19 protein-coding genes are annotated in these 24,270 nt (G+C 71.2%); 13 read left to right on the forward strand and 6 right to left on the reverse strand.

Features of this window, described 5'->3' with window-relative positions; all coding sequences use genetic code 11:
• The first annotated feature begins 11 nt into the window (after positions 1-11).
• A complete protein-coding gene (locus ACFYY1_RS01230) occupies positions 12-3,767 on the forward strand; it encodes an ABC transporter ATP-binding protein (RefSeq protein WP_388579218.1) in 3,756 nt (1,251 codons plus the stop codon).
• 70 nt (positions 3,768-3,837) lie between these two features.
• Here the strand turns inward: ACFYY1_RS01230 and ACFYY1_RS01235 are convergent, their stop codons facing one another.
• The gene (locus ACFYY1_RS01235) at positions 3,838-4,332 is read right to left on the reverse strand and encodes a hypothetical protein (RefSeq protein ID WP_388579221.1); all 495 of its coding nucleotides are present in this window, start codon (positions 4,330-4,332) and stop codon (positions 3,838-3,840) included.
• Between the two features lie 277 nt (positions 4,333-4,609).
• Between ACFYY1_RS01235 and ACFYY1_RS01240 the strand changes: the two genes are divergently transcribed.
• Together ACFYY1_RS01240 and ACFYY1_RS01245 are read left to right on the forward strand one after the other, a co-directional pair.
• Positions 4,610-4,981, forward strand: a complete 372-nt coding sequence (locus tag ACFYY1_RS01240) for a hypothetical protein (protein ID WP_388579224.1) — start codon at positions 4,610-4,612, stop codon at positions 4,979-4,981.
• Positions 4,982-5,092: 111 nt separating this feature from the next.
• Positions 5,093-6,562, forward strand: a complete 1,470-nt coding sequence (locus ACFYY1_RS01245) for a S28 family serine protease (protein WP_388579227.1) — start codon at positions 5,093-5,095, stop codon at positions 6,560-6,562.
• Between the two features lie 129 nt (positions 6,563-6,691).
• Here ACFYY1_RS01245 and ACFYY1_RS01250 read toward each other — a convergent pair whose 3' ends face one another.
• Entirely contained in the window at positions 6,692-8,545 is a 1,854-nt protein-coding gene (locus tag ACFYY1_RS01250; RefSeq protein ID WP_388579230.1) for a glycoside hydrolase family 3 protein, read from the reverse strand.
• A gap of 190 nt (positions 8,546-8,735) precedes the next feature.
• Positions 8,736-9,650, reverse strand: coding sequence for a LysR family transcriptional regulator (locus ACFYY1_RS01255; protein ID WP_388581408.1), 915 nt, complete (start codon positions 9,648-9,650; stop codon positions 8,736-8,738).
• A 111-nt stretch (positions 9,651-9,761) separates the two neighbouring features.
• Between ACFYY1_RS01255 and ACFYY1_RS01260 the strand changes: the two genes are divergently transcribed.
• Positions 9,762-10,694, forward strand: coding sequence for an EamA family transporter (locus ACFYY1_RS01260; protein ID WP_388579233.1), 933 nt, complete (start codon positions 9,762-9,764; stop codon positions 10,692-10,694).
• A gap of 36 nt (positions 10,695-10,730) precedes the next feature.
• Here the strand turns inward: ACFYY1_RS01260 and ACFYY1_RS01265 are convergent, their stop codons facing one another.
• From ACFYY1_RS01265 to ACFYY1_RS01275, 3 genes are all read right to left on the reverse strand, one after another.
• Positions 10,731-11,519, reverse strand: a complete 789-nt coding sequence (locus ACFYY1_RS01265; protein WP_388579236.1) for a sugar phosphate isomerase/epimerase family protein — start codon at positions 11,517-11,519, stop codon at positions 10,731-10,733.
• Positions 11,520-11,620: 101 nt separating this feature from the next.
• On the reverse strand, positions 11,621-12,196 hold the full coding sequence (locus tag ACFYY1_RS01270) for a Uma2 family endonuclease (protein WP_388579238.1): 576 nt from the start codon (positions 12,194-12,196) through the stop codon (positions 11,621-11,623).
• A 41-nt stretch (positions 12,197-12,237) separates the two neighbouring features.
• The gene (locus tag ACFYY1_RS01275; protein ID WP_388579241.1) at positions 12,238-13,320 is read right to left on the reverse strand and encodes a LacI family DNA-binding transcriptional regulator; all 1,083 of its coding nucleotides are present in this window, start codon (positions 13,318-13,320) and stop codon (positions 12,238-12,240) included.
• Between the two features lie 110 nt (positions 13,321-13,430).
• Here ACFYY1_RS01275 and ACFYY1_RS01280 point away from each other — a divergent pair, with 110 nt between their 5' ends.
• From ACFYY1_RS01280 to ACFYY1_RS01320, 9 genes are all read left to right on the forward strand, one after another.
• Positions 13,431-14,582, forward strand: coding sequence for a Gfo/Idh/MocA family protein (locus ACFYY1_RS01280; protein WP_388579244.1), 1,152 nt, complete (start codon positions 13,431-13,433; stop codon positions 14,580-14,582).
• Positions 14,583-14,626: 44 nt separating this feature from the next.
• Positions 14,627-15,781 carry a dihydrodipicolinate synthase family protein gene (locus ACFYY1_RS01285; RefSeq protein WP_388579247.1) on the forward strand — a complete coding sequence of 385 codons (1,155 nt, stop codon included), beginning with the start codon at positions 14,627-14,629 and terminating at the stop codon, positions 15,779-15,781.
• The gene (locus ACFYY1_RS01290; RefSeq protein WP_388579250.1) at positions 15,778-16,605 is read left to right on the forward strand and encodes a sugar phosphate isomerase/epimerase family protein; all 828 of its coding nucleotides are present in this window, start codon (positions 15,778-15,780) and stop codon (positions 16,603-16,605) included. Before ACFYY1_RS01285 ends, ACFYY1_RS01290 begins: the two co-directional genes overlap by 4 nt.
• Positions 16,606-17,034: 429 nt before the next feature.
• Positions 17,035-17,556, forward strand: coding sequence for a hypothetical protein (locus tag ACFYY1_RS01295; RefSeq protein WP_388579252.1), 522 nt, complete (start codon positions 17,035-17,037; stop codon positions 17,554-17,556).
• A 99-nt stretch (positions 17,557-17,655) separates the two neighbouring features.
• On the forward strand, positions 17,656-18,498 hold the full coding sequence (locus tag ACFYY1_RS01300) for a DUF4097 domain-containing protein (protein ID WP_388579254.1): 843 nt from the start codon (positions 17,656-17,658) through the stop codon (positions 18,496-18,498).
• 82 nt (positions 18,499-18,580) lie between these two features.
• Positions 18,581-19,582, forward strand: a complete 1,002-nt coding sequence (locus tag ACFYY1_RS01305; protein WP_388579257.1) for an ATP-binding cassette domain-containing protein — start codon at positions 18,581-18,583, stop codon at positions 19,580-19,582.
• Positions 19,579-20,367, forward strand: coding sequence for an ABC transporter permease (locus ACFYY1_RS01310; protein WP_388579259.1), 789 nt, complete (start codon positions 19,579-19,581; stop codon positions 20,365-20,367). The genes ACFYY1_RS01305 and ACFYY1_RS01310 overlap by 4 nt, the downstream gene beginning before the upstream one ends.
• Positions 20,368-20,490: 123 nt before the next feature.
• A complete protein-coding gene (locus ACFYY1_RS01315; protein WP_388579261.1) occupies positions 20,491-22,791 on the forward strand; it encodes an ATP-dependent RecD-like DNA helicase in 2,301 nt (766 codons plus the stop codon).
• A 129-nt stretch (positions 22,792-22,920) separates the two neighbouring features.
• Complete coding sequence (locus tag ACFYY1_RS01320) at positions 22,921-24,210, forward strand: citrate synthase (RefSeq protein ID WP_329921004.1); 1,290 nt, start codon at positions 22,921-22,923, stop codon at positions 24,208-24,210.
• The last annotated feature ends 60 nt before the right edge of the window (positions 24,211-24,270 follow it).

The following is a 24,270-nucleotide window of genomic DNA, read 5'->3' on the forward strand; positions in this document are numbered from 1 at the left end:
GGGAGGCACCGGTGACGGACGCAGGGGACGGACAGGGCGCGGCGCGGGCCCCGGGATGGGCCCGGCGGCTGTGCGGGTACGCGTGGCGCTACCGGCGCAATGTGCTGCTGGCGCTCGGCTCGTCGCTCGCGGGCATGGCGGTGATGGCCCTCGTCCCGCTGATCACCAAGGTGATCATCGACGACGTCGTGGTCGGCCACACCCGGTCCCTCGCCGTCTGGACCGGGCTCCTCATAGCCGCCGCCGGGCTCGTGTACATAGCCACCTACATCCGCCGCTACTACGGCGGCCGGCTCGCGCTCGACGTGCAGCACGACCTGCGTACCGAGATGTACGGGACGATCACCCGTCTCGACGGGAAGCGGCAGGACGAGCTGTCCACCGGCCAGGTCGTCGGGCGCGCCACCAGCGACCTCCAGCTGATCCAGGGACTCCTGTTCATGCTCCCGATGACCATCGGGAACGTGCTGCTCTTCCTCATCTCCCTGGTGATCATGGCGTGGCTCTCGCCGCTGCTCACCCTGGTCGCGATCGCCGTGGCCCCCGCCCTCTGGTTCATCGCCCGCCGCTCCCGCACCCGGCTCTTCCCCGCCACCTGGTACGCCCAGGGGCAGGCCGCCGCCGTCGCCGGAGTGGTCGACGGGTCCGTCTCCGGGGTCCGGGTCGTCAAGGGGTTCGGGCAGGAGGAGCAGGAGACCGGCAAGCTGCGCGAGGTGGGGCGCAGGCTCTTCGCCGGGCGGCTGCGGACGATCCGGCTGAACTCCCGTTACACCCCCGCCCTCCAGGCCGTCCCCGCGCTCGGCCAGGTCGCGATGCTGGCCCTCGGCGGCTGGCTCGCCACCCGGGGCGAGATCACCCTCGGTACGTTCGTCGCGTTCTCCACCTATCTCGCCCAGCTCGTCGGACCGGTCCGGATGCTCGCCATGGTCCTCACCGTCGGACAGCAGGCCAGGGCCGGCGTCGAACGCGTACTGGAACTGATCGACACCGAGCCGACCATGAAGGACGGCACCAAGGACCTCCCGGCCGACGCCCCCGCCAGCGTCGAGTTCGACGACGTACGGTTCGGCTACGACGCCGAGCGCCCCGTCCTCGACGGGTTCTCGCTGACCATCGAGCCCGGCGAGACCGTCGCCGTCGTCGGCGCGTCCGGCAGCGGGAAGTCCACCGTCTCGCTGCTGCTGCCCCGCTTCTACGACGTGACGCACGGTGCCGTCCTGGTCGGCGGCCACGACGTCCGCGAACTGACCCAGCGGTCCCTGCGGGCCGCCATCGGCCTCGTACCGGAGGACAGCTTCCTGTTCTCCGACACCGTCCGCGCCAACATCGCCTACGGATTTCCCGACGCCACCCAGGAACAGATCGAGGAGGCGGCCCGCGCCGCCCAGGCCGACCGGTTCATCGCGGAGCTGCCCGAGGGCTACGACACCAAGGTCGGCGAGCACGGGCTCACCCTCTCCGGCGGCCAGCGCCAGCGCGTCGCGCTCGCCCGCGCCATCCTCGCCGACCCCCGGCTGCTCCTCCTCGACGACGCCACCTCCGCCGTCGACGCCCGCGTCGAGCACGAGATCCACGAGGCGCTGCGCCAGGTCATGGCCGGGCGGACCACCCTGCTGATCGCCCACCGCCGCTCCACCCTCGGTCTCGCCGACCGGATCGCCGTCCTGGAGAACGGCCGGCTCGCCGACATCGGCACCCACGAAGAGCTGGAGCGCCGTTCCCCGCTCTACCGGCGACTGCTCACCGACCCCGACGAGCTGGGCGGCACCTCGCCCGGACACCAGCGGCTGACCCCCGCCCCCGACACGACCCCCGAGGACGAGCGCGCGCTCCAGGAGGAGCTGGACGCCGAGTTCGACGCCGAGCGCGGCATCAGCCCCCACCTGTGGGTCCGCAAGGAGGAGCCGCGCGACACCGGCGCGGCCGGCATGCCCGCCACCCCCGAGCTGCTCGCCCAGGTCGAGGCGCTGCCGCCCGCCACCGACACCCCCGACATCGACGAGGCACGGGCCGTCCGTGCCGAGGACTCCTACGGGCTGCGCAGGCTGCTGCGCGGCTTCGGGCTGCCGCTGCTGGTGAGTCTGGTGCTGGTCGCGGTCGACGCGGGCGCCGGTCTGCTGCTGCCGGTGCTGATCCGGCACGGCATCGACCAGGGCGTCTCGCAGCTGGCGCTCGGCGCGGTCTGGGCGGCGTCCGCGCTGGCCCTGGTGGTCGTCCTCGTGCAGTGGGCCGCCCAGATCGGCGAGACCCGGATGACGGGCCGCACCGGCGAACGGGTGCTGTACTCACTCCGGCTGAAGATCTTCGCGCAGCTCCAGCGGCTCGGCCTGGACTACTACGAGCGCGAGCTGACCGGCCGCATCATGACCCGGATGACGACGGACGTGGACGCGCTGTCGACGTTCCTGCAGACCGGTCTGGTCACCGCCTTCGTCTCCGTCGTCACCTTCTTCGGCATCATGGTCGCGCTGCTGGTCCTGGACGTGCAGCTGGCCCTCGTGGTCTTCGCGACGCTTCCGTTGCTGGTCGTCGGCACGTTCTTCTTCCGCCGCAAGAGCGTCAAGGCGTACGAGCTGGCCCGTGAGCGCATCAGCGTCGTCAACGCCGACCTCCAGGAGTCCGTCTCCGGTCTGCGGATCGTGCAGGCGTTCGGCCGCGAGCACGACGGCACCCGGCGGTTCGCGGAGCGCAGCGACCACTACCGCGAGGCCCGGGTCCGGGGCCAGTGGCTGATATCGGTCTACTTCCCGTTCGTGCAGCTGCTGTCGTCGGTGGCCGCGGCCGCCGTCCTGATCGTCGGCGCGGGCCGGGTCGACAACGGCACGCTCACCACCGGTGCGCTGGTCGCGTACCTGCTCTACATCGATCTGTTCTTCGCCCCGGTCCAGCAGCTGTCCCAGGTCTTCGACGGTTACCAGCAGGCCACCGTCTCCCTCGGCCGCATCCAGGAGCTGCTGCGCGAGCCGACCTCCACCGACGCCGCGGACGAACCGCTGGACGTGCTGTCGCTGCGCGGCGAGATCGCCTTCGAGGACGTGTCCTTCGCGTACGGCTCCGGCGACGGCGCCGAGGAGGCCCTCGCCGGGGTCGACCTGCGGATACCGGCCGGCCAGACGGTCGCGTTCGTCGGCGAGACCGGCGCGGGCAAGTCCACCCTGGTCAAGCTCGTCGCCCGGTTCTACGACCCCACGGGCGGCCGGGTCACCGCCGACGGCACCGATCTGCGCCGCCTCGACCTCACCGCGTACCGGCACCGGCTCGGCGTCGTACCGCAGGAGGCGTACCTCTTCGCCGGTACGGTCCGCGACGCCATCGCCTACGGGCGGCCCGAGGCCACCGACGCCGAGGTGGAGGCGGCGGCGCGGGCGGTCGGCGCCCACGACATGATCGCCACCCTGGACGGCGGCTATCTGCACGAGGTCGCCGAGCGGGGCCGCAACCTCTCGGCCGGCCAGCGCCAGCTGATCGCGCTGGCCCGCGCCGAGCTCGTCGACCCGGACGTCCTGCTGCTCGACGAGGCGACCGCCTCGCTCGACCTGGCCAGCGAGGCCCTGGTCAACCAGGCGACCGACCGGCTCACCGGCCGCCGCACGACCCTGGTCGTCGCCCACCGGCTGACCACGGCCGCCCGCGCCGACCGGGTCGTGGTGATGGACCACGGCCGGGTCGTCGAGGACGGCACGCACGACGAACTCCTGGCCAGGGACGGGCACTACGCCGTGCTGTGGCGCACGTTCATCGGGGAGGACGAGCCCGCGCAGGTGTGAGGGCCGGGCCCGTCCGCCGGGCCAGTCGCAGGTGCGAGGGCCGGGCCCGTCCGCCGGCCCGTGCGCCGGGTCAGTCGCCGATGCCGGAGATCTTTCCGGTCCGCAGGTCCGAGCGGACGGTCAGGTACGAGTACGTGGGGTGCTTGCCGCCGCTCCAGGTGAGCCGCACCGTCGACCAGGTGTGACCGGCGGCGCTGTCGCCCGCGGTGACCCGGAAGGCGAGCGGGGTGTTCTGGGCCCGGAGCACCCCGTCCGCGTGGTTGCGCTGTTCCCAGGTGTTCAGCTCGGAGCGCAGCCGAGGGGTCAGATAGAAGGTCCGCAGGGCGGTGGCGAGCCGTCCGTCGTCCTCGGTGGAGGCGGAGACGGCATCGATGTAGGCGCCGTAGAAGTGGGCGACCTGCTGGTAGGCGGAGGATCCGAGGTCGCTGCGTACCGGCGTGGCGGCCGCCGGGGCCGCCGCCGCTGCCGGGACCGCGGCGACGGCGGTGAGAAGAGCGGAGGCGAGCAGCGTCCGGCCGATCAGGCGCCGGCTGCGGAGGCCCTGGGTGTCGCGGAGCTGAAGCATGGGCAGTACCTGCCTTTCGTGTGGCTCTGTCCTGTTGGAGTCATGCTGTGGCGATTCGGTTGCCCGGGGGCGGGAGCACGCCGTACGCAACCTCCGGATGGCCTCCTGCGTCGTACGCATGTATGCGTATGCGCCGCGCAGGGGCGTAAGTGTTCGACTGGCGATGGAGTTACTGGTGATCAGAGGGGCGCGTAGGTCCGGAATGGTCGCATTGTCCGATGAGGGTGGTGGTGGAGGGGGAGCGGGAGGCCGGAACGGTCCCCGGGGCGGCCGCCGGATGCTGGTGCGCTCGATCGCCCTGCCGTTGGCGGCCGCCCTCGGCCTGGTGCTCGGCGGTCCCTCGGCCGGCCGCGCCGACGCCGCGTCGGTCTGTGCCGGACGTCCCGCGAAGACGGTCGCGTTCAAGACCGGGGAGCTGCGCGTCTACAAGAACCGTTCCTACGCCTGCGCGATAGCCGTCGCCAAGAAGCCGGGACCGCGCCGCACCATGTCCGTCACGCTCCAGGCGCGCGGCGGCAGCCCCGTCGTCGACCGGGGCCGGTACACCAAACAGGCCGGTCCGGTGACGGTCCATGCGCTGAACCGGTGCGTCAGGGCCTCGGCCACCATCTCGGGGAAGTCGGGCTCCACGGGCTGGATTCTCTGCTGAACTCCCCGCTCACCAGCCCGGACCCACGGATTCCGGGTGCCGAACAGGTCTGGCGGCACGGGAGTTGCCCCGCTAGGTTCACGGCGAAAGTTGTGACTCCTGGGAGGGCGTATGCGCAAGGCGTTCAGAGGGTTCCTGTCGCTCGCGGTGCTGATCGGCACGGTGGGCGCGACGGGCGCCTCGGCCGGGGCGGCCACCGCCGCGGAACCGGCAGGGATCCGGACCGGCACCGCCGCGGACAACGGCACCGGCACGGACATCAAGGACCGCATCCTGGCCATTGCGGGGATGAGCCTCATCGAGGAGAAGCCCTACGCGGGCTACCGCTACTTCGTCCTCAACTACACCCAGCCGGTCGACCACCGGGACCCGTCCAAGGGCACCTTCCAACAGCGCATCACCCTGCTGCACAAGGACACGTCCCGCCCGACGGTCTTCTACACCGGCGGATACAACGTCTCCACCAACCCCAGCCGCTCCGAGCCGACCCGGATCGTCGACGGCAACCAGGTCTCGCTGGAGTACCGTTTCTTCACCCCGTCCCGCCCGGCGCCCGCCGACTGGTCCAAGCTCGACATCTGGCAGGCCGCCAGCGACCAGCACCGCGTCTTCACCGCGCTGAAGGCGATCTACACCAAGAACTGGCTGGCCACCGGCGGCTCCAAGGGCGGCATGACGGCCACCTACTTCGAGCGCTTCTACCCCCGGGACATGGACGGCGTCGTCGCGTACGTCGCACCCAACGACGTGGTGAACAAGGAGGATTCGGCCTACGACCGGTTCTTCGAGAACGTCGGCACCAAGGAGTGCCGCGACCGGCTGAACGGCGTCCAGCGCGAGGCCCTGGTCCGCCGCGAGCCGCTGGAGAAGAAGTACCAGGAGTACGCCGCCACGAACGGCTACACCTTCGACACCACCGGCTCGCTCGACAAGGCGTACGAGGCCGTCGTCATGGACTACGTCTGGGCGTACTGGCAGTACAGCCTGGTGTCCGACTGCGACACCATTCCGGCCGACGCGGCCTCGGCCACCGACCAGGAGATCTGGGACTCGGTGGACGCGATCTCCGGCTTCTCCGCCTACACGGACCAGGGCCTGGAGCGGTACACCCCGTACTACTACCAGGCGGGTACCCAGCTCGGTTCGCCCGACATCGAGCAGCCGTGGCTCGGCGATCTGAGCCGGTACGGGTACCAGCCGCCGCGCAACTACGTGCCGCGCTCCATCCCGATGAAGTTCCAGCCGTCGGTGATGCGCGACGTCGACACGTGGGTGAAGAACCACGCCGACCGGATGCTGTACGTGTACGGGGAGAACGACCCGTGGGGCGCGGAGCGCTTCCGGCCCGGCGCCCGCTCGCACGACAGCTATGTCATGACCGTGCCCGGCGGCAACCACGGTGCCAACGTGGCCGGGCTCGCCGCGGACGACAACGCGAAGGCCACCGCGGCGATCCTGCGCTGGGCGGGCGTCGCCCCGGCCGCGGTGCGGGACGACCCGGCGAAGGCGAAGCCGCTCGCGAAGTTCGACACGCGGCTCGACCGGCAGGACGTGAGGAACGAGCGCCGGCTGCGGCGGTAGCCGTTCCGCGAGCAGGGTCCGCGAGCAGGTTCCGTGAGCCGGCTCCGTGAGCCGGTTCCGTGAGCTGGGGAGGGGCTGTGCGCGTGCCGCACAGCCCCTCCGTCGTGCTCGGTGCTCCGTGCTTTCCGGCTAGTACGTCAGCCCGAAACCGACCGGGTGCAGCACCTTCGACGGGTCGTCCGCGCGCTGCACCGGGACCGGCAGGGTGCCCTGCGGTTCGGCGCGGCCCGCGATCACCCGGGCGGCGGCCCGCAGTTCGACATCGGTCCAGGAGTACGTGGCCAGGTTCGCCGCGAACCCGGTCCCGGCCAGCCGGGCGATGTCGTACGGATTGCGGATGGCCACCGTGATCACCGGGACGCCGGTCGCCGCCAGTGCGCTCACCAGGGTGCGCTGCGAGCTGGTCGCCGAGACGTTGTACGTCGCCACGACCACCGCGTCCTTGCCCTGAGCGGCGGCCACCGCCTCGGCGATCTTCGCCGACGTGGGGGCGGTGCCGGTGGACAGCGCGGTCGCCGTGTGACCCAGTTCGCCGAACGCCGTGGCCAGGGTGGTGGTCGGCGGTCCGGTGGTGCCGGACGGGGAAGCGGGATCGGCGCCGACCACGAGCAGGTTCTTGTGGGAGCGGCGGGAGAGCGGCAGTACCGCGCCGTCGTTGGCGAGCAGCGTGGTGGTGCGCTCGGCGATCCGGTCGGCGGCGGCGAGGTGCGCCCGGGTGCCGACGGTGCGGTCCACCCCCGCGCGGCTGACGAACGGGTTGTCGAACAGCCCGAGCTTCGTCTTCAGCCGCAGGATGCGCAGGATCGATTCATCAATCCGGGCCTCGCTGATCTCACCGCTCTTCACGGCCTCCAGGACGGCGTTCCAGGAGACGTCCAGGCTCGGCGGGTTGAGCAGCTGGTCGACGCCGGCCTTGAGGGCGAGGACCGGCACACGGTCGTCGCCGTACTTCGTCCGCACCCCCTCCATGCCGAGCGAGTCGGTCACCACGACACCGTCGTAGCCCAGCTCCTCGCGCAGGATGCCGGTGAGGATCGGGTGGGAGAGCGTCGCCGGGTCCTCGGCCGGGTCCAGGGCCGGGACCACGATGTGCGCGGTCATGATCGAGTCGATGCCGGCGGCGATCGCGGCCCGGAACGGCGGCTCGTCCAGCTCCGCCCACTGCTCCCGGGTGTGGGTGATGACGGGCAGTCCGGTGTGGCTGTCGGTGCTGGTGTCGCCGTGGCCCGGGAAGTGCTTGGCCGTCGAGGCGATCCCGCTGCTCTGATACCCCTTCACCTGCGCGGCGACCATGGCGGCCACGGACTGCGGGTCGGAGCCGAAGGAGCGTACGCCGATCACCGGGTTGGCCGGGTTGACGTTGACGTCGGCGTCCGGGGCGTAGTTCTGGTTGATGCCGATCGCGGCCAGTTCGGCGCCCGCGATCTGCCCGGCCCTGCGGGCGTCGGAGCGCGAACCGCCCGCGCCCAGCGCCATCGCGCCCGGCATCAGGGTGGCGGGCTCGCCGACCCGGCAGACGATGCCGTGCTCCTGGTCGGTGGAGACGAGGAGCGGCAGGGGGGTGGGGCCGGCCAGACCGGCGCGCTGGATGCCGTTGGAGAGTTCGGCGATCTGGTGCGGGTCGCGGGTGTTGTGGGCCCAGGCGAAGTAGATGATCCCGCCGACGTGGTACTTGCCGATCATCTCGGCGGCGGTGCGGACCCCGATCTCGGCCATGTTGGCGTCGATGTCGGCCTGGTCGGGGTCGGTGGCGGAATGCCCGTACACCCGCATCACGAAGAGCTGCCCGACCTTCTCCTCCAGGGACATCCCGGAGATGATCCGCTTGAGGCGCTTGGTGGTGGCGGCTGAATCGTGCTGTCCGCTGCTCGCGGACCGCTGGGCGGCGAGCGCGCCGGGGGCGATGCCCGCGCCCGTGACGGCGGCTACGGCCGTCGCGGCGGTGGCGGTGAGGAGGGTGCGTCTGGAGGTGCGGTGGTGCACGTGAGCTCCTTCGGCCGTACTCGGGGACGAGAGGTGGTGAGAGTGGTGAAAGAAACTTCCAAGGAGCACGGATATCCAGAAAATAACTTCCGGTCAAGGGTCCGGACCGTTTTGGGCGTCTCCGGCGTGGCAGAGATCGTCCCGGCACCCGCCCGCGGCCTGCCTCCGCGACCCTGCCCCGGCCCCGTCCTCAGCCCTGCCCCAGCCCCACCGCGGCGCCGTGCGCCCGCAGCGCGGAGACCGCCGCCGTGATCGCGGGCCGCCGGGCCGCCTCCGTACGCCACAGCGCGTACAGCCGTCGCACCGGCACGGGATCGAGCGGCACCGCCACCACCCCCGGCGGCAGCTGCCCGCGCCCCAGGCGCGGGATCATCGCGACCCCGAGGCCGGCGGCGAGCAGGGCCAGCTGGGTGTGGTTCTCCTCCGCCTGGTGCCGGATGTCCGGCTCGCAGCCCGCCGCCCGCAACGTCCGTACGAGCCAGTCGTGGCAGACCGTCCCCGGCGGCTGGCAGATCCACCGCTCCTTCGCCAGCTCCTCGCGCCGCACCGCCTCCCGCCCGGCCAGGCGATGCCCCTCGGGCACCAGCAGATCGCAGCGGTCGTCGCCGATCACCGCCTGCGCCACGCCCTCGGGGGCGGGCAGCGGGGCGATGTCCCAGTCGTGCGCCACCGCCAGATCGATCACGCCCTTGGCCACCAGGTCGACCGAGAGATGCGGATCGACCTCGGTCAGCCGCACCTCCAGCGCCGGGTGCTCCCGGTCCAGCCCGGCCAGTACTCCGGGCAGCAGTCCGCGCGCCGCGGAGGCGAACGCACCGATCGACAGCCGCCCGGTCGGCAGTCCCCTGCGCTCCTCCAGCGTCGTCTCGGCGCGCTCCACGATCGCCAGCAACTGCTGGGCCGTCTCGGCCAGATGGAGCGCCTCCTCGGTCAGCGCGACACCACGACCGCGCCGTTCCAGCAGCGTGGTGCGGGTCTCCCGCTCCAGCTTGGTGATCTGCTGCGAGACCGCCGACGGGGTGTAGCCGAGCGCGGTGGCGGCACCCGCGACGGAGCCGTGGACGAAGACGGCGTGCAGGGCGCGCAGCCGGGCCAGATCGAGCACCACAACCTCCCGAACCTTGGCGATTCACGCGTGAATCGTTAGCGATACTCAATTTCACCATGAAGAAATCCGCGCTGGTGCTACATGGTCGGTGCAGGTGATCCTCGGTGCATGCGTCCCCTCCACATCGCCCTGGCCGCCCTGGTGGCAGCCGTCTGGGGTGTCAATTTCGTCGTCATCGAGCTCGGCCTCGGGCACTTCCCGCCGCTGCTCTTCTCGGCCCTGCGCTTCCTGGTCGCCGCGCTGCCCGCAGTCTTCCTCGTCGGCCGGCCCAAGGTCGCCTGGAAGTGGATCGTGGGCGTCGGGCTGGTCCTCGGGGTGGCGAAGTTCGGCCTGCTCTTCATCGGCATGGACCGCGGGATGCCCGCCGGTCTGTCCTCCCTGGTGCTCCAGGTCCAGGCGGTCTTCACCGCCCTCTTCGCCGCCGTCGCACTCGGTGAACGCCCGGGAAGGATACGGGTGCTGGGGATGGGGGTGGCGCTCGCCGGCATCGGGGTCGCCGCCGTCGACGAAGGGGCGGGCGGGCCCGTGCTCGCCTTCGTCCTGGTGATCGCTGCGGCGGCCTGCTGGGGCGTGTCCAACGTGCTGACCCGCAAGGCCGCCCCGCCCGACTCGCTCAACTTCATGGTCTGGGTCTCGACCGTGCCCGTGCTCCCGCTGCTCGGCCTCTCCCTCCTCTTCGAGGGCTGGGACCGCGACAGGGCGGCGCTGGCCGGGCTGGACTGGAGCGGCGCCGGGATCATCGTCTACGTCGCCTGGATCACCACCGTCTTCGGCTTCGGCGCCTGGGGCTTCCTGCTCCGCCACCACCCGGCCTCCTCGGTGGCCCCGTTCACCCTGCTCGTCCCGGTCTTCGGGATGTCCTCCGCCGCGCTGCTGCTGGGCGAGTCGGTGAGCCCGCTGCGGTGGTGCGCGGCGGCGCTGCTGGTCGGCGGGGTGGCGCTGACGTCGCTGGCGGGGGCGCGACGGCCGCGCTCCGGGGCCCCGGAGACCTCGAAGGCCCCGGAGCCGGATCCGGAGCCGGAGGTGGCGCGGGCCGCCTGAGCCGGCCGAGCGCCGCGCCCCCGGCCCGCGTGCTGTCTACCGCCCGCCCGCGCCCAGCCGCAGCAGGTGCTCCCGCCCGGCGTCCAGCAGCCCCGGCAGCTCCGCCGCGGCCGGGTGCCAGCGCTTCTCGTACTCCCAGCAGACCCAGCTGTCCGGGTCCAGCGTGTCCAGGCAGGCACCCAGCGGCAGTACCCCCGCCCCCAGCGTCAACGGCTCGATGTCCTCCGCCGACGCGATGTCCTTCACCTGTACGTAGCCCAGGTGCGGGGCCAGCACCGCATGGCTCGCGGCCGGCTCCTCGCCGGCCAGCCAGGTGTGCATGATGTCCCACAGCGCGCCCACCTGCCGGTGCCCGACCGTCCCGACGACCCGGGCGACATCGGCGCCGCCCCGGTGCGAGTCATGGGTCTCCAGCAGGATGCGTACGCCCTGGTCGGCGGCGTGCTCGGCGGCTGCGGCCAGTCGCCGGGCGGCGGTCGCGTCGGCCGTGGCGGGGTCCTGGCCGCCGCCGCCCGGGAAGACCCGGACGTTCTGCGCACCCAGGTCGTGCGCCAGGTCCACCAGCCCGGCCAGCTCGTCCAGCACCGGCGCGTCGTCGCCCTCGGCGGCGGCCCTGACGTACCCGGCGACGGTCAGGATCTCGACGCCGCCCTCCTTGAACTCCCGGACGACGGCGGCCCGTTCGTCCGCCGAGAGGCCGGGGTGCACCGGCTCCTCGGGGTGGGCGCGCAGCTCCACCCCCTGATAGCCGTGCCCGGCGGCCAGCCGGACGACATCGGCGACCGGCATCCCCGGCACTCCGAGGGTCGAGAAAGCGAGCTTCACGTGCGTGTCCTTCCGTCGGTGCGTGCCACCGCACCGTACGGACCCGAGTGCGGCCGGCGCATCCGGGGGCCGGGGGCCGACTGCCCCGTTCCGGGGAAGAATCAGCGGGAGGTGTCGTCGGCGACGGGGAATCCGTCCGTGTTGACGACGATGTCCCGGCCTTCGAGCGGGAGAACGAGGTCCTGCCCGAACGGCACCTCGTCCTGGTCGCTGTAGGTGCCGGTACGGGTCGGGTGCCGGTACACCGTGCAGGAGCCCGTCGACGGGTCGATGATCACGTACACGGGGATGCCGCACTCGGCGTACATCCGGAACTTCTTGCTGAAGTCGTTGTCCTGGGTGCTCTTGGACACGACCTCCAGGACCGCCTCCAGGCTGTGCCACTCGAACCGGCCGCGGCTGTTGCGCTCCGAACCCGGGGCGATGATGGCCAGATCGGGTGCGTAGCCGTACAGGCTGGACGGGAAGTCGATCATCACGTCCGACAGGATGACGCCGTGTCCGGCGAGCTGCTGATCGATCTGCGGGGCGGCTTCGAGGACGACCTTCCACTGGTCCTCACCCCGCGGCGTCATGGTGATCTTCCCGTCCGTGATCTCGACGCGGTAGCCGCGGGGTAGACGGACGCCGTCCAGCACGTCCCAGGCGCTCGTCGCGGTCATGGTCGTGGCCGTCATGCGGTCCTCCCGAATGTCGGATTTACGTGATATCGCGCGGCTCACGCGCGCGGCGGCGCCGTCGACCCCCGCACCATCAGCTCCGCCGCGATCGTCGCGATGCCCCCGGGCGGCGGTGTCTCCTTGCCCATCGCGAGGCGGCCCGCCCGTGCGCCCGCCTCGAAGAGCGGCAGCCGTACGGTCGTCAGCGCCGGGACCGCGTCCACCGAGAACGGCAGGTCGTCGAAGCCCGCCACCGAGATGTCCTCGGGGATGCGCAGCCCCTGGTCCCGGACCGCCGCGCACGCGCCCAGCGCCACCGTGTCGTTGGCGGCGACGATCGCCGTCACCTCCGGTTCGCGGCGCAGGAGTTCGAGGGTGGCGTCGTAGCCGGAGCGGCGGTCGTAGGGGCCGTGGACGGTGAGGCGGTCCTCCTCGGGCGAGTCCGTACCGCCGCCGGCGAGCCCCGCCGCCCGCATCGCCTCGCGGTGGCCCTCCAACCGGTGGCGGGTCGTCGTCCGCTCCGGCGGGCCCGCGACGTAGCCGATGCGCCGGTGGCCGAGGGAGAGCAGGTGTTCGGTGAGGCGCCGGCCGCCGCCCCGGTTGTCGAAGGCGAGCGCGGCCACGACCGCCCCGCCGTCCGGCAGCGGGGGGCGCCCGCACAGCACCACCCGGGTGCCCGCGTCCGCGAGCTTGGCCAGCTTGGCGGAGACCGCGGCCTGGTGCGCCGGGTCCTCCACCGCGCCGCCGGTCAGGACGACGGCCGCGGCGCGCTGGCGCTGGAGCAGGGTGAGATAGGTGAGCTCGCGCTCGGGGGAGCCGCCGGTGTTGCAGACGACGGCCAGCTTCTCGCCGCCCGCCCGGCCGGAGCCGTCCCCGGGCCCGCCGATCTCGGTCTGCGCCGCGCCCGCCATGATCCCGAAGAACGGGTCCGCGATGTCGTTGACCAGGATGCCGACCAGGTCCGAGGTGGCCGCCGCGAGCGAACTCGCCGGTCCGTTGAGCACGTAGTCCAGGTCGTCCACCGCGCGCAGGACCCGTTCGCGGGTGGACGCGGCCACCGGGTAGTTGCCGTTGAGCACGCGGGAGACGGTGGCCGGCGACACCCGGGCGCGAGCCGCCACATCCGCCAGGGTGACTGTCATCCGCTTTCCTCCGAGGGTTTCGGGCCGGGCCCTCTTGTCCGGGCCGCTGTCGGCAGGCTAGCGTCATCCTGGATAGAAAGCGCTTGCTACGGCTGTATGGAGGAAGTTTCGTGACACGCAGGACAGTGCGCATCGCCATGAACGGCGTCACGGGTCGCATGGGCTACCGGCAGCACCTGGTGCGCTCGATCCTCGCGATCCGCGAGCAGGGCGGCCTCGACCTCGGAGACGGGGACGTGCTGTGGCCCGAGCCCGTGCTGGTGGGCCGCCGCGCCCACGCGCTGGAGGAGCTCGCCGCGCAGCGCGGCCTGACCGAGTGGTCGACCGACCTCGACGCGGTGCTCGCCGACGACACCATCGACATCTACTTCGACGCCCAGGTCACCTCGGCCCGGGTGGACGCGATCAAGAAGGCGATCGCCGCCGGCAAGCACATCTACACCGAGAAGCCCACCGCCACGGACGTCGAGGGCGCCCTGGAGCTGGCCCGGCTGGCCCGCGAGGCCGGGATCAAGCACGGCGTCGTCCAGGACAAGATCTTCCTGCCGGGCCTGCTGAAGCTGAAGCGCCTCATCGACGGCGGCTTCTTCGGCGAGATCCTCTCCGTGCGCGGCGAGTTCGGCTACTGGGTCTTCGAGGGCGACTGGCAGGAGGCCCAGCGCCCCTCCTGGAACTACCGCGCGGAGGACGGCGGCGGCATCGTCGTCGACATGTTCCCGCACTGGGAGTACGTGCTCCACGAGCTGTTCGGCCGGGTCTCCACCGTCCAGGCCCACGTCCAGACACACATCCCGCAGCGCTGGGACGAGCAGGGCAAGCCCTACGCCGCGACCGCCGACGACTCCGCGTACGGCATCTTCCAGCTGGAGAGCGGCGCGGTCGCCCAGATCAACTCCTCCTGGACCGTCCGCGTCAACCGCGACGAGCTCGTCGAGTTCCAGGTCGACGGAACGCACGGCTCCGCCGTCGCGGGCCTGCGCAACTGCCGCGTCCAGCACCGCTCGGCCACTCCCAAGCCGGTCTGGAACCCCGACCTCCCGGTCACCGAGTCTTTCCGCGACCAGTGGCAGGAAGTCCCCGACAACGCGGTCTTCGACAACGGCTTCAAGGCCCAGTGGGAGCTCTTCCTGCGCCACATCGTCCTGGACGAGCCGTACACCTGGGACCTGATGGCCGGTGCCCGCGGCGTGCAGCTCGCCGAGCTGGGCCTGAAGTCGCACGCCGAGGGCCGCCGCCTCGACGTACCGGAGCTGTCGCTGTGACGAGCCACCCCACGTACGCGCACGGCGCATCGGAGCTGATCTGAGTGACCATCCACCTCCCGCAGGGCCCGTACGAACCGCGTACCACCCCGCTCGACCTGGCCCCCGGCGCCGGCCCGCTCACCTCGCGCACGGTCTTCTCCGCCGCCCATGTCGTCGCCGACCCGTACGCCGACATCAGCCCCGACTCGCCCGCCGCCGTCGACTGGGACGCCACCCTCGCCTTCCGCCGCCACCTCTGGTCGCACGGCCTGGGCGTCGCCGAGGCGATGGACACCGCCCAGCGCGGCATGGGCCTGGACTGGGCCGGCGCCTCCGAACTGATCCGCCGCTCCGCCGCCGAGGCCAAGGCGGTCGGCGGCCGCATCGCCTGCGGCGTCGGCACCGACCAGCTGCCCGCCGGGCCCGCCACCCTCGCCGAGGTGCGCTCCGCGTACGAGGAGCAGCTCGCGCTCGTCGAGGCGAGCGGCGCCCAGGCCATCCTGATGGCCTCCCGCGCGCTCGCCGCGGCGGCGAACGGCCCCGAGGACTACCTGGAGACGTACGCGCACCTGCTGCGCCAGGCATCGGAGCCGGTCGTCCTGCACTGGCTGGGCCCGATGTTCGACCCCGCGCTGGACGGCTACTGGGGCTCCTCGGACCTCGACGCCGCCACCGACACGTTCCTGAAGGTCATCGCGGAACACCCGGACAAGGTCGACGGCATCAAGATCTCCCTGCTCGACGCGGAGCGCGAGATCGACGTCCGCCGCCGCCTGCCCAGCGGGGTGCGCTGCTACACCGGCGACGACTTCAACTACCCCGAGCTGATCGCGGGCGACGACCGGGGCTTCAGCCACGCCCTGCTCGGCATCTTCGACCCGCTGGGCCCGCTGGCCGCCCACGCGGTACGGGTCCTGGACACGGGCGACACCCAGGGCTTCCGCGACCTCCTCGACCCCACGGTCGAGCTGTCCCGGCACCTCTTCCAGGCGCCCACCCGCTTCTACAAGACGGGCGTGGTCCTCCTCGCCTGGCTGGCCGGCCACCAGGACCACTTCACGATGGTCGGCGGTCTCCAGTCCGCCCGCTCGCTGCCGCACCTGGCGAAGGCGTACGAACTCGCGGACCGGCTGGGCCTGTTCCCCGACCCGGAGCTGGCCGAATCCCGGATGCGCGCCCTGCTCACGGTCAACGGCGGCAACGGAGGCACCCGATGAGCGACGGCCGTCTCTCCATCAACCAGGAGACCATCAAGCAGTGGTCGCTGCCCGAACTGGCCGAGGGCTGCGTCAAGGCGGGCATCGACAAGGTCGGCCTGTGGCGGGCCCCCGTCCAGTCGTACGGCATCGAGCGCACCGCCCGGCTCCTCGCCGACTCCGGCCTGACCGTCACCAGCCTGTGCCGCGGCGGCTTCTTCACCGCCCTGGACCCGGCGGAACGGGCCCGCGCCCTGGACGACAACCGCGCCGCGCTCGACGAGGCGGCGGCCCTGTCCACCGACACCCTGGTCCTGGTCTCCGGCGGCCTCCCCGAGGGCAGCAAGGACCTGCACGGCGCCCGTGAACGCGTTGCGGACGCCCTGGGTGAACTGGCCCCGTACGCGGCCGAACGCGGCGTACGTCTGGCCATCGAGCCGCTGCACCCGATGTTCGCCTCGGACCGCTGCGTCGTCTCCACGCTCTCCCAGGCGCTGGACATCGCGGAGCGCTTCCCGGCCGACCAGGTCGGTGTCGTCGTCGACACGTACCACATCTGGTGGGACGACCAAGCGGCCGCGCAGATCGCCCGTGCCGGTGCGGGTGGCCGGATCCACTCCTTCCAGCTGGCCGACTGGATCACCCCGCTCCCGGCGGGAGTTCTGGTGGGCCGCGGCCAACTCGGCGACGGGGCCGTGGACTTCCGGGCGTTCCGCTCGCTGGTCGAGGCCACCGGCTTCGACGGCCCGGTCGAGGTGGAGATCTTCAACGAGGCGCTCTGGGCCAGGGACGGCGCCGAAGTCCTTGCCGAGGTCGCCTCCCGGTACGCCGAACACGCCTGCTGACAAGGCTCTTTGCCCGCAAGGCAAAGAGATCGTCAAGGCGTACAACCGTCCGGTGGTTCGCCGGGTCATATCTGGCGTCGGGTGCTTCCGGGGAGGGATCTGGGGGGATCGGGAAGTCTCGGCGTTGGGGGAAAGCGAGGGGGGCCCGGTCCTGCGACCGGGCCCCGTTTCGTGTCCGGGGGCGTCCGTCGACAAACCCTGGTGATGCCAGGCGGCATCAGGTGGTGTCAGGTGGTGTCAGGTGGCACCACATGGCGCCACGTGGTGCCATCGGAGGTGTCGGAGAAGCCGGGAATCTGCGTGGCACCGCATTGACGCAATCTGGTGTCGGCATATTTTCGCAGGTCAGAGCCATCAATGCGCGAGTGCCCCGCAGTTGCTTCCCTTTCGGGCTTGCGAGTGGCGCCACTCTGGTGCCACTATGGCGTCATGGACCTCACGCCGTATGTCGACAACCTTCGCCGCGAACTCGCGGTGGCCGCCGAAGCCGGCGGCGAAGAAGCCCGTGAGCTGGCCGAGCGGCTCACCGCTCCGCTGGAGTCGGCGACCCGTCTGACGATGCTCAACGTGCTCTCCGCCGCGATGGACGAGATCACCCGTGAACTCGCCCCCGGATCGGTCGACGTACGACTGCGTGGGCTCGACCCCGACTTCGTGGTGACACGGCCGACGGGCGAGGGGGCGTACGAGGACAGGAGCGGGCCCGCCGAGCCGCTCAAGGCCCCGGCCCCGGCGCCCGCCGACGGCGACGAGGGCGGCACCGCCCGCGTCAACCTGCGCCTGCCCGCCCATCTCAAGGCCCGCGCCGAGGACGCCGCGAACCGTGAGGGCCTTTCGGTCAACGCGTGGCTGGTACGAGCCGTGTCGGCCGCGGTCGACGGCGGCGCGCAGCCCCGTACACCCCAGAAGGCCGCCACCACAGGACAGAGCTTCACGGGCTGGGTGCGCTAGACAGGCTCCGGCCACACCCGCACCCACGCCCGAACCGGGCCACCCACACCACGTCCCACCTGCGGGGACGTCCCGACGAGTCATGAGGACGGTACAGCCATGCCTTCTTTCGACACTCCCGAACCGATCACGGTCACCGCACACGTCGGCGCCGGCTCCCTCCGGCTCACCGCGAGCGGGCGCGGCGACACCGCCGTCGAGGTACGGCCCGCGAGCACCAAGCGGGACAAGGACGTGCGGGCCGCCGAGCAGACCGAGGTCTCGTACGCGAACGGCGTCCTGACCGTCAGGACGAAGGAGCGCCGCTTCATCGGCCCCGCCGGCGCCGTCGACGTCGTGATCGACCTGCCGGCCGGCTCCGACGTCGACGTCACCGGCGCCTGGACCCAGGTGGCCGCCGAGGGCCGGCTCGGCAAGGTCCGGGTGAAGAGCTCGGGCGGCGACGTCCGGCTCGACGAGACCGGGCCGGTACACCTGACCGTCTCCCACGGCTCGATCTCCGTCGACCGGGTCGAGGGCGCGGCCGAGATCACCACCAGCTCCGGCAGTCTGCGCGTCGGCACGGTCGACGGGCCCGCCGTCCTGAAGAACTCGCACGGCAGCACGACCGTCGGCACCGTCGTCGGCGACCTGCGGGCGAGCGGCGCCTACGGCGACATCGACATCCTGTGCGCCGAGGCCGCGGTCACCGCCACCACCGCCCACGGCGCCCTGCGCGTCGCCGAAGTGGTCTCCGGCGCCGTCCAGTTGGAGACCTCGTACGGTGCCATCGACATCGGCGTCCGCCGGGGCACCGCCGCCTGGCTCGACGTCAGCGCCGAGCGCGGGCAGGTGCACAACACGATCGCCGACTCGGCGCCGCCGGCCGAGACGGAGCAGACCGTGCAGGTCCGCGCCCGCACCCGCTGGGGCAACATCGACATCCGCCGCGCCAAGCCCTGAGCACCGGCAACTCCCGTACCACTTACGGCACTTCTCACCTCTCGCTTCCTTCACTCCACTTCCCTCACCTCCGGAGGGCTCCATGCCTTCATCTGTCATGCCCACGTCCACTCATCAGGCCGTCGGCGCCCCGGCCATCTCCACCGTCGGGCTGCGCAAGTCGTACGGCGACAAGACCGTCCTCGACGGCATCGACCTGCACATCCCGGCCGGATCCGTGTTCGCGCTGCTCGGCCCGAACGGCGCCGGGAAGACGACGACCGTGCAGATCCTGTCCACGCTCATCGCCGCCGACGGCGGACAGGCCCAGGTCGCGGGCCACGACGTCGCCGGCTCCCCGGACGGGGTGCGCGCCGCGATTGGTGTCACCGGACAGTTCGCCGCGCTCGACGACCTGCTCACCGCCGAGGAGAACCTGCTCCTCATGGCCGACCTGCTGCGCCTCGGCAAGCGCGAAGGGCGCAGGCGGGCCGGGGAGCTGCTGGAGCGGTTCGGCATCGCCGACGTGGCCAAGAACCGTGCCGCGACCTTCTCCGGCGGTATGCGGCGCCGTCTCGACCTCGCGATGACGCTGGTCGGCGACCCGAAGGTGATCTTCCTGGACGAGCCGACGACCGGGCTCGACCCGCGCAGCCGCCGCACGATGTGGGACACGGTGCGCTCGCTGGTCGAGGGCGGCGTCACCGTCTTCCTCACCACGCAGTACCTGGAGGAGGCCGACCAGCTGGCGGACCGGATCGCGGTGCTCGACGGCGGCCGGATCGTCGCCGAGGGCACCGCCGACGAGCTCAAGGCACAGATCCCCGGCAGCCATGTACGGCTGCGGTTCGACGCCGTCGACGAGTTCGAGCGCGCGGCCGCCGCCTTCCCCGGCGCCGCCCGCGACGACGAGAACCTCTCCCTGCGGGTGGCGAGCGACGCCGGCATGGAGGCACTGCGCGCCCTGTTCGACCGACTGGACGCGGCCGGAGTACGGGCCGCCGACTTCTCCGTGCACACCCCCGACCTCGACGACGTGTTCCTCGCCCTGACCGGCGACGGCACCGACGCCACCCCGCTCCACGTCAAGGAGACCCTGCGATGAGCACCCTCACGTACGCCGTGCACGACTCGATGACGATGCTGCGGCGCAACATCAAGCACGCGCTGCGCTACCCGGCCGTCTCGCTCGGCCCGGCCATGATGCCCATCCTGATGCTGCTGCTCTTCGTGTACGCCTTCGGGGACTCGATCGGCGCCGGTCTGCCGGGCGACGGCGGCCGGGACGCCTATCTGGAGTATCTGACGCCCGGCGTCATCATCATGGGCGTGGCCGCCGGGGCCATGTCGACCTCGATCGCGGTCTGCCAGGACATGACCGAGGGCATCATCAACCGCTTCCGCACCATGAACATCACACGCTCGTCGTTCATGACGGGCCATGTCATCGGCTCCGTCATCACCACGGTGGTGAGCCTGGTCCTGGTGGTGGGCGTGGCCCTCGCGCTCGGCTTCCGCCCCGACGCGAACCCGCTGGAGTGGCTGGCCGTCGCCGGGCTGATCGCGGCCATCGCGTTCGCCGTGGCCTGGCTGTCGGCGGCGCTCGGCCTGATCTCCAAGACGGTCGAGTCCGCGAGCAACAAGCCGCTGCTCATCCAGTTCCTGCCGTTCCTCGGCTCGGCGTTCGTGCCGGCCGGTTCGATGGCGCCCGGCCTGCGCTGGTTCGCCGAGTACCAGCCGTTCACGCCGATGACCGAGACCCTGCGCGGCCTGCTCACCGGCTCGGCGATCGGCAACAGCGGCTGGATCTCCCTGGCCTGGTGCGCCGGTATCACCCTGGTCGGCTACCTCTGGTCGCGCTCGCTCTTCAACAGCACCACCAAGCGCTGAACCACCGCGACACCCTGCCCCGTCGGCCGCCGGCCGGCGGGGCAGGTTTTCGGCTGTCGGCTGTCGGCCGTCGGCCCGGAGGCCCGGAACACGATGTCGGTGGCAGGCGATACCGTCGGAAGCATGTCCAACATGGCCGTCCTCGAAGGTGTGCTGGAGCGCATCACGTACGCCAACGAGGAGAACGGATACACGGTCGCGCGCGTCGACACCGGTCGCGGCGCCAACGACCTGCTCACCGTGGTCGGTTCGCTGCTCGGTGCGCAGCCCGGCGAATCGCTGCGCATGGAAGGCCGCTGGAGCTCGCACTCGCAGTACGGCAAGCAGTTCACCGTCGAGAACTACACGACGATCCTGCCCGCCACCATCCAGGGCATCCGCCGCTATCTCGGCTCCGGGCTGATCAAGGGCATCGGCCCGGTGATGGCCGACCGGATCACCACCCACTTCGGCGTCGACACCCTCGACATCATCGAGAAGGAACCGAAGCGGCTCGTCGAGGTCCCCGGCCTCGGCCCCAAGCGCACGAAGATGATCGCGGCCGCCTGGGAGGAACAGAAGGCGATCAAGGAGGTGATGGTCTTCCTCCAGGGAGTCGGCGTCTCCACCTCCATCGCCGTCCGTATCTACAAGAAGTACGAGGACGCCTCGATCTCCGTCGTGAAGAACCAGCCCTACCGGCTGGCCGCCGACGTCTGGGGCATCGGCTTCCTCACCGCCGACAAGATCGCCCAGGCCGTCGGCATCCCGCACGACAGCCCGGAAAGGGTCAAGGCCGGCCTCCAGTACGCGCTGTCGCAGTCCACCGACCAGGGGCACTGCTTCCTCCCCGAGGAGCGGCTGATCGCGGACGGGGTGAAGCTGCTCCAGGTCGACACCGGGCTGGTCATCGAGTGCCTCGCCGAACTGGCCGAGGACCCGGAGGGCGTCGTACGGGAGAAGGTGCCGTCGCCCGAGGGCGGCGAGCTCGTCACCGCCATCTACCTGGTCCCCTTCCACCGGGCCGAGGTCGCCCTTGCCGCCCAGGTGCAGCGGCTGCTGCGGACGCCCGAGGAGCGGATGCCGGCCTTCGCGGACGTGGACTGGGACAAGGCGCTGGCCTGGCTCGGTACGCGTACGGGGGCGGAGCTGGCGCCCGAGCAGGAGGCGGCGGTCCGGCTCGCGCTCAGCCGGAAGGTCGCCGTGCTGACCGGCGGGCCCGGCTGCGGGAAGTCGTTCACGGTCCGGTCGATCGTGGAGCTGGCGCGGGCCAAGAAGGCCAAGGTGGTGCTGGCCGCGCCGACCGGGCGGGCGGCCAAGCGGCTCTCCGAGCTGACCGGGGCCGAGGCGTCCACCGTCCACCGGCTGCTCGAACTGAAACCGGGCGGCGACGCCGCCTTCGACCGGGACCGCCCGCTGGACGCCGATCTGGTCGTCGTCGACGAGGCGTCGATGCTGGATCTGCTGCTGGCCAACAAGTTGCTGAAAGCGGTGGCACCCGGTGCCCATCTGCTGCTCGTCGGGGACGTCGACCAGCTGCCGTCGGTCGGCGCGGGGGAGGTGCTGCGCGATCTGCTCGCCGACGGCAGCCCCGTACCGGCGGTCCGGCTCACCACCATCTTCCGCCAGGCCCAGCAGTCCGGCGTCGTCACCAACGCCCACCGGATCAACTCCGGGATACCGCCCCTCACCCAGGGCCTCAAGGACTTCTTCCTCTTCGTGGAGGACGAGACGGAGGACGCCGGAGTACTCGCGGTGGATGTCGCGGCCCGTCGCATTCCCGCCAAGTTCGGCCTGGACGCGCGGCGCGACGTGCAGGTCCTCGCCCCGATGCACCGGGGCCCGGCCGGGGCGGGCACGCTCAACGGGCTCCTCCAGCAGGCCATCACCCCGGGCCGCCCGAACCTCCCCGAGAAGCGGTTCGGCGGCCGGGTCTTCCGGGTCGGCGACAAGGTCACCCAGATCCGCAACAACTACGACAAGGGCGAGAACGGCGTCTTCAACGGCACGGTCGGCGTCGTCACCGCCCTCGACCCGGACGAACAGACGCTGACGGTGCTCACCGACGAGGACGAGGAGATCGGTTACGACTTCGACGAGCTCGACGAGCTGGCCCACGCGTACGCCATGACGATCCACCGCTCCCAGGGCAGCGAGTACCCCGCCGTCGTCATCCCCGTGACCAAGAGCGCCTGGATGATGCTCCAGCGGAACCTGCTGTACACCGCTGTGACCAGGGCCAAGAAGCTTGTCGTACTGGTCGGCTCGCGGCAGGCGATCGGCCAGGCGGTCCGCACGGTTTCCGCAGGCAGGCGCTGTACGGCGCTGGATTACCGGCTCTCGGGTGGCTCGGGCGGAGGATCGGCGGAAAAGATGATCGATCAAATCGGTGGGAAACATCACCCAGCCCTTCCGGAACCGGAACCGAGGGGGCAGGATGAGTAAGTTCGCGGCACTCAGTGCCGCGAGTAGGTCCAATGGACGACCCCGAGTGCACTCTCCTGAGCCAAATGGGGGAGGGTGGAGACAGTCAGGGAACCTCGAAGAAGAGGCACTACGTCGGTGAGGGATGACGTGAGCGACAACTCTGTAGTACTGCGGTACGGCGACGGCGAGTACACCTACCCGGTGATCGACAGCACCGTCGGCGACAAGGGCTTCGACATCGGGAAGCTCCGGGCCAATACCGGTCTGGTGACGCTGGACAGCGGATACGGCAACACCGCAGCCTATAAATCCGCCATCACCTACCTCGACGGTGAGCAGGGCATTCTCCGCTACCGCGGCTACCCCATCGAGCAGCTCGCCGAGCGCTCGACGTTCCTGGAGGTCGCGTACACGCTCATCAACGGCGAGCTTCCCAAGGTCGACGAGCTGTCGACCTTCAAGAACGAGATCACCCAGCACACGCTGCTGCACGAAGACGTCAAGCGTTTCTTCGACGGCTTCCCGCGCGACGCCCACCCGATGGCCATGCTGTCCTCGGTCGTCAGCGCGCTGTCCACGTTCTACCAGGACAGCCACAACCCGTTCGACGAGGAGCAGCGCCACCTCTCGACGATCCGGCTGCTCGCCAAGCTGCCGACGATCGCGGCGTACGCCTACAAGAAGTCGATCGGCCACCCCTTCGTCTACCCGCGCAACGACCTCGGGTACGTCGAGAACTTCCTGCGCATGACCTTCTCGGTCCCGGCCCAGGAGTACGACCTGGACCCGGTCGTCGTCTCCGCGCTCGACAAGCTGCTCATCCTGCACGCGGACCACGAGCAGAACTGTTCGACCTCCACCGTGCGCCTGGTCGGCTCCTCGCAGGCGAACATGTTCGCCTCGATCTCCGCCGGCATCTCGGCCCTGTGGGGCCCGCTGCACGGTGGCGCCAACCAGTCGGTGCTGGAGATGCTCGAAGGCATCCAGGCCAACGGCGGCGACGTCGACTCCTTCATCCGCAAGGTGAAGAACAAGGAGGACGGCGTCCGCCTGATGGGCTTCGGCCACCGGGTGTACAAGTCCTTCGACCCGCGCGCCAAGATCATCAAGGCCGCTGCCCACGACGTGCTGTCCGCGCTCGGCAAGTCCGACGAGCTGCTCGACATCGCGCTGAAGCTGGAGGAGCACGCGCTCTCCGACGAGTACTTCGTCTCGCGCAACCTCTACCCGAACGTGGACTTCTACACGGGTCTGATCTACCGGGCCATGGGCTTCCCGACCGAGATGTTCACCGTGCTCTTCGCGCTCGGCCGCCTTCCCGGCTGGATCGCCCAGTGGCACGAGATGATCAAGGAGCCGGGTTCCCGCATCGGCCGCCCGCGCCAGATCTACACCGGCGAGGTCCTGCGCGACTTCGTCCCGGTCGAGGGCCGCTGAACCTCGTAGCAACCCCCCGCACGACCCCGGCCGCCGAGGCCGGTCGACTTCGCCCCGAGT

The organism is Streptomyces sp. NPDC001890 (assembly GCF_042891445.1).
Taxonomy (GTDB): domain Bacteria; phylum Actinomycetota; class Actinomycetes; order Streptomycetales; family Streptomycetaceae; genus Streptomyces.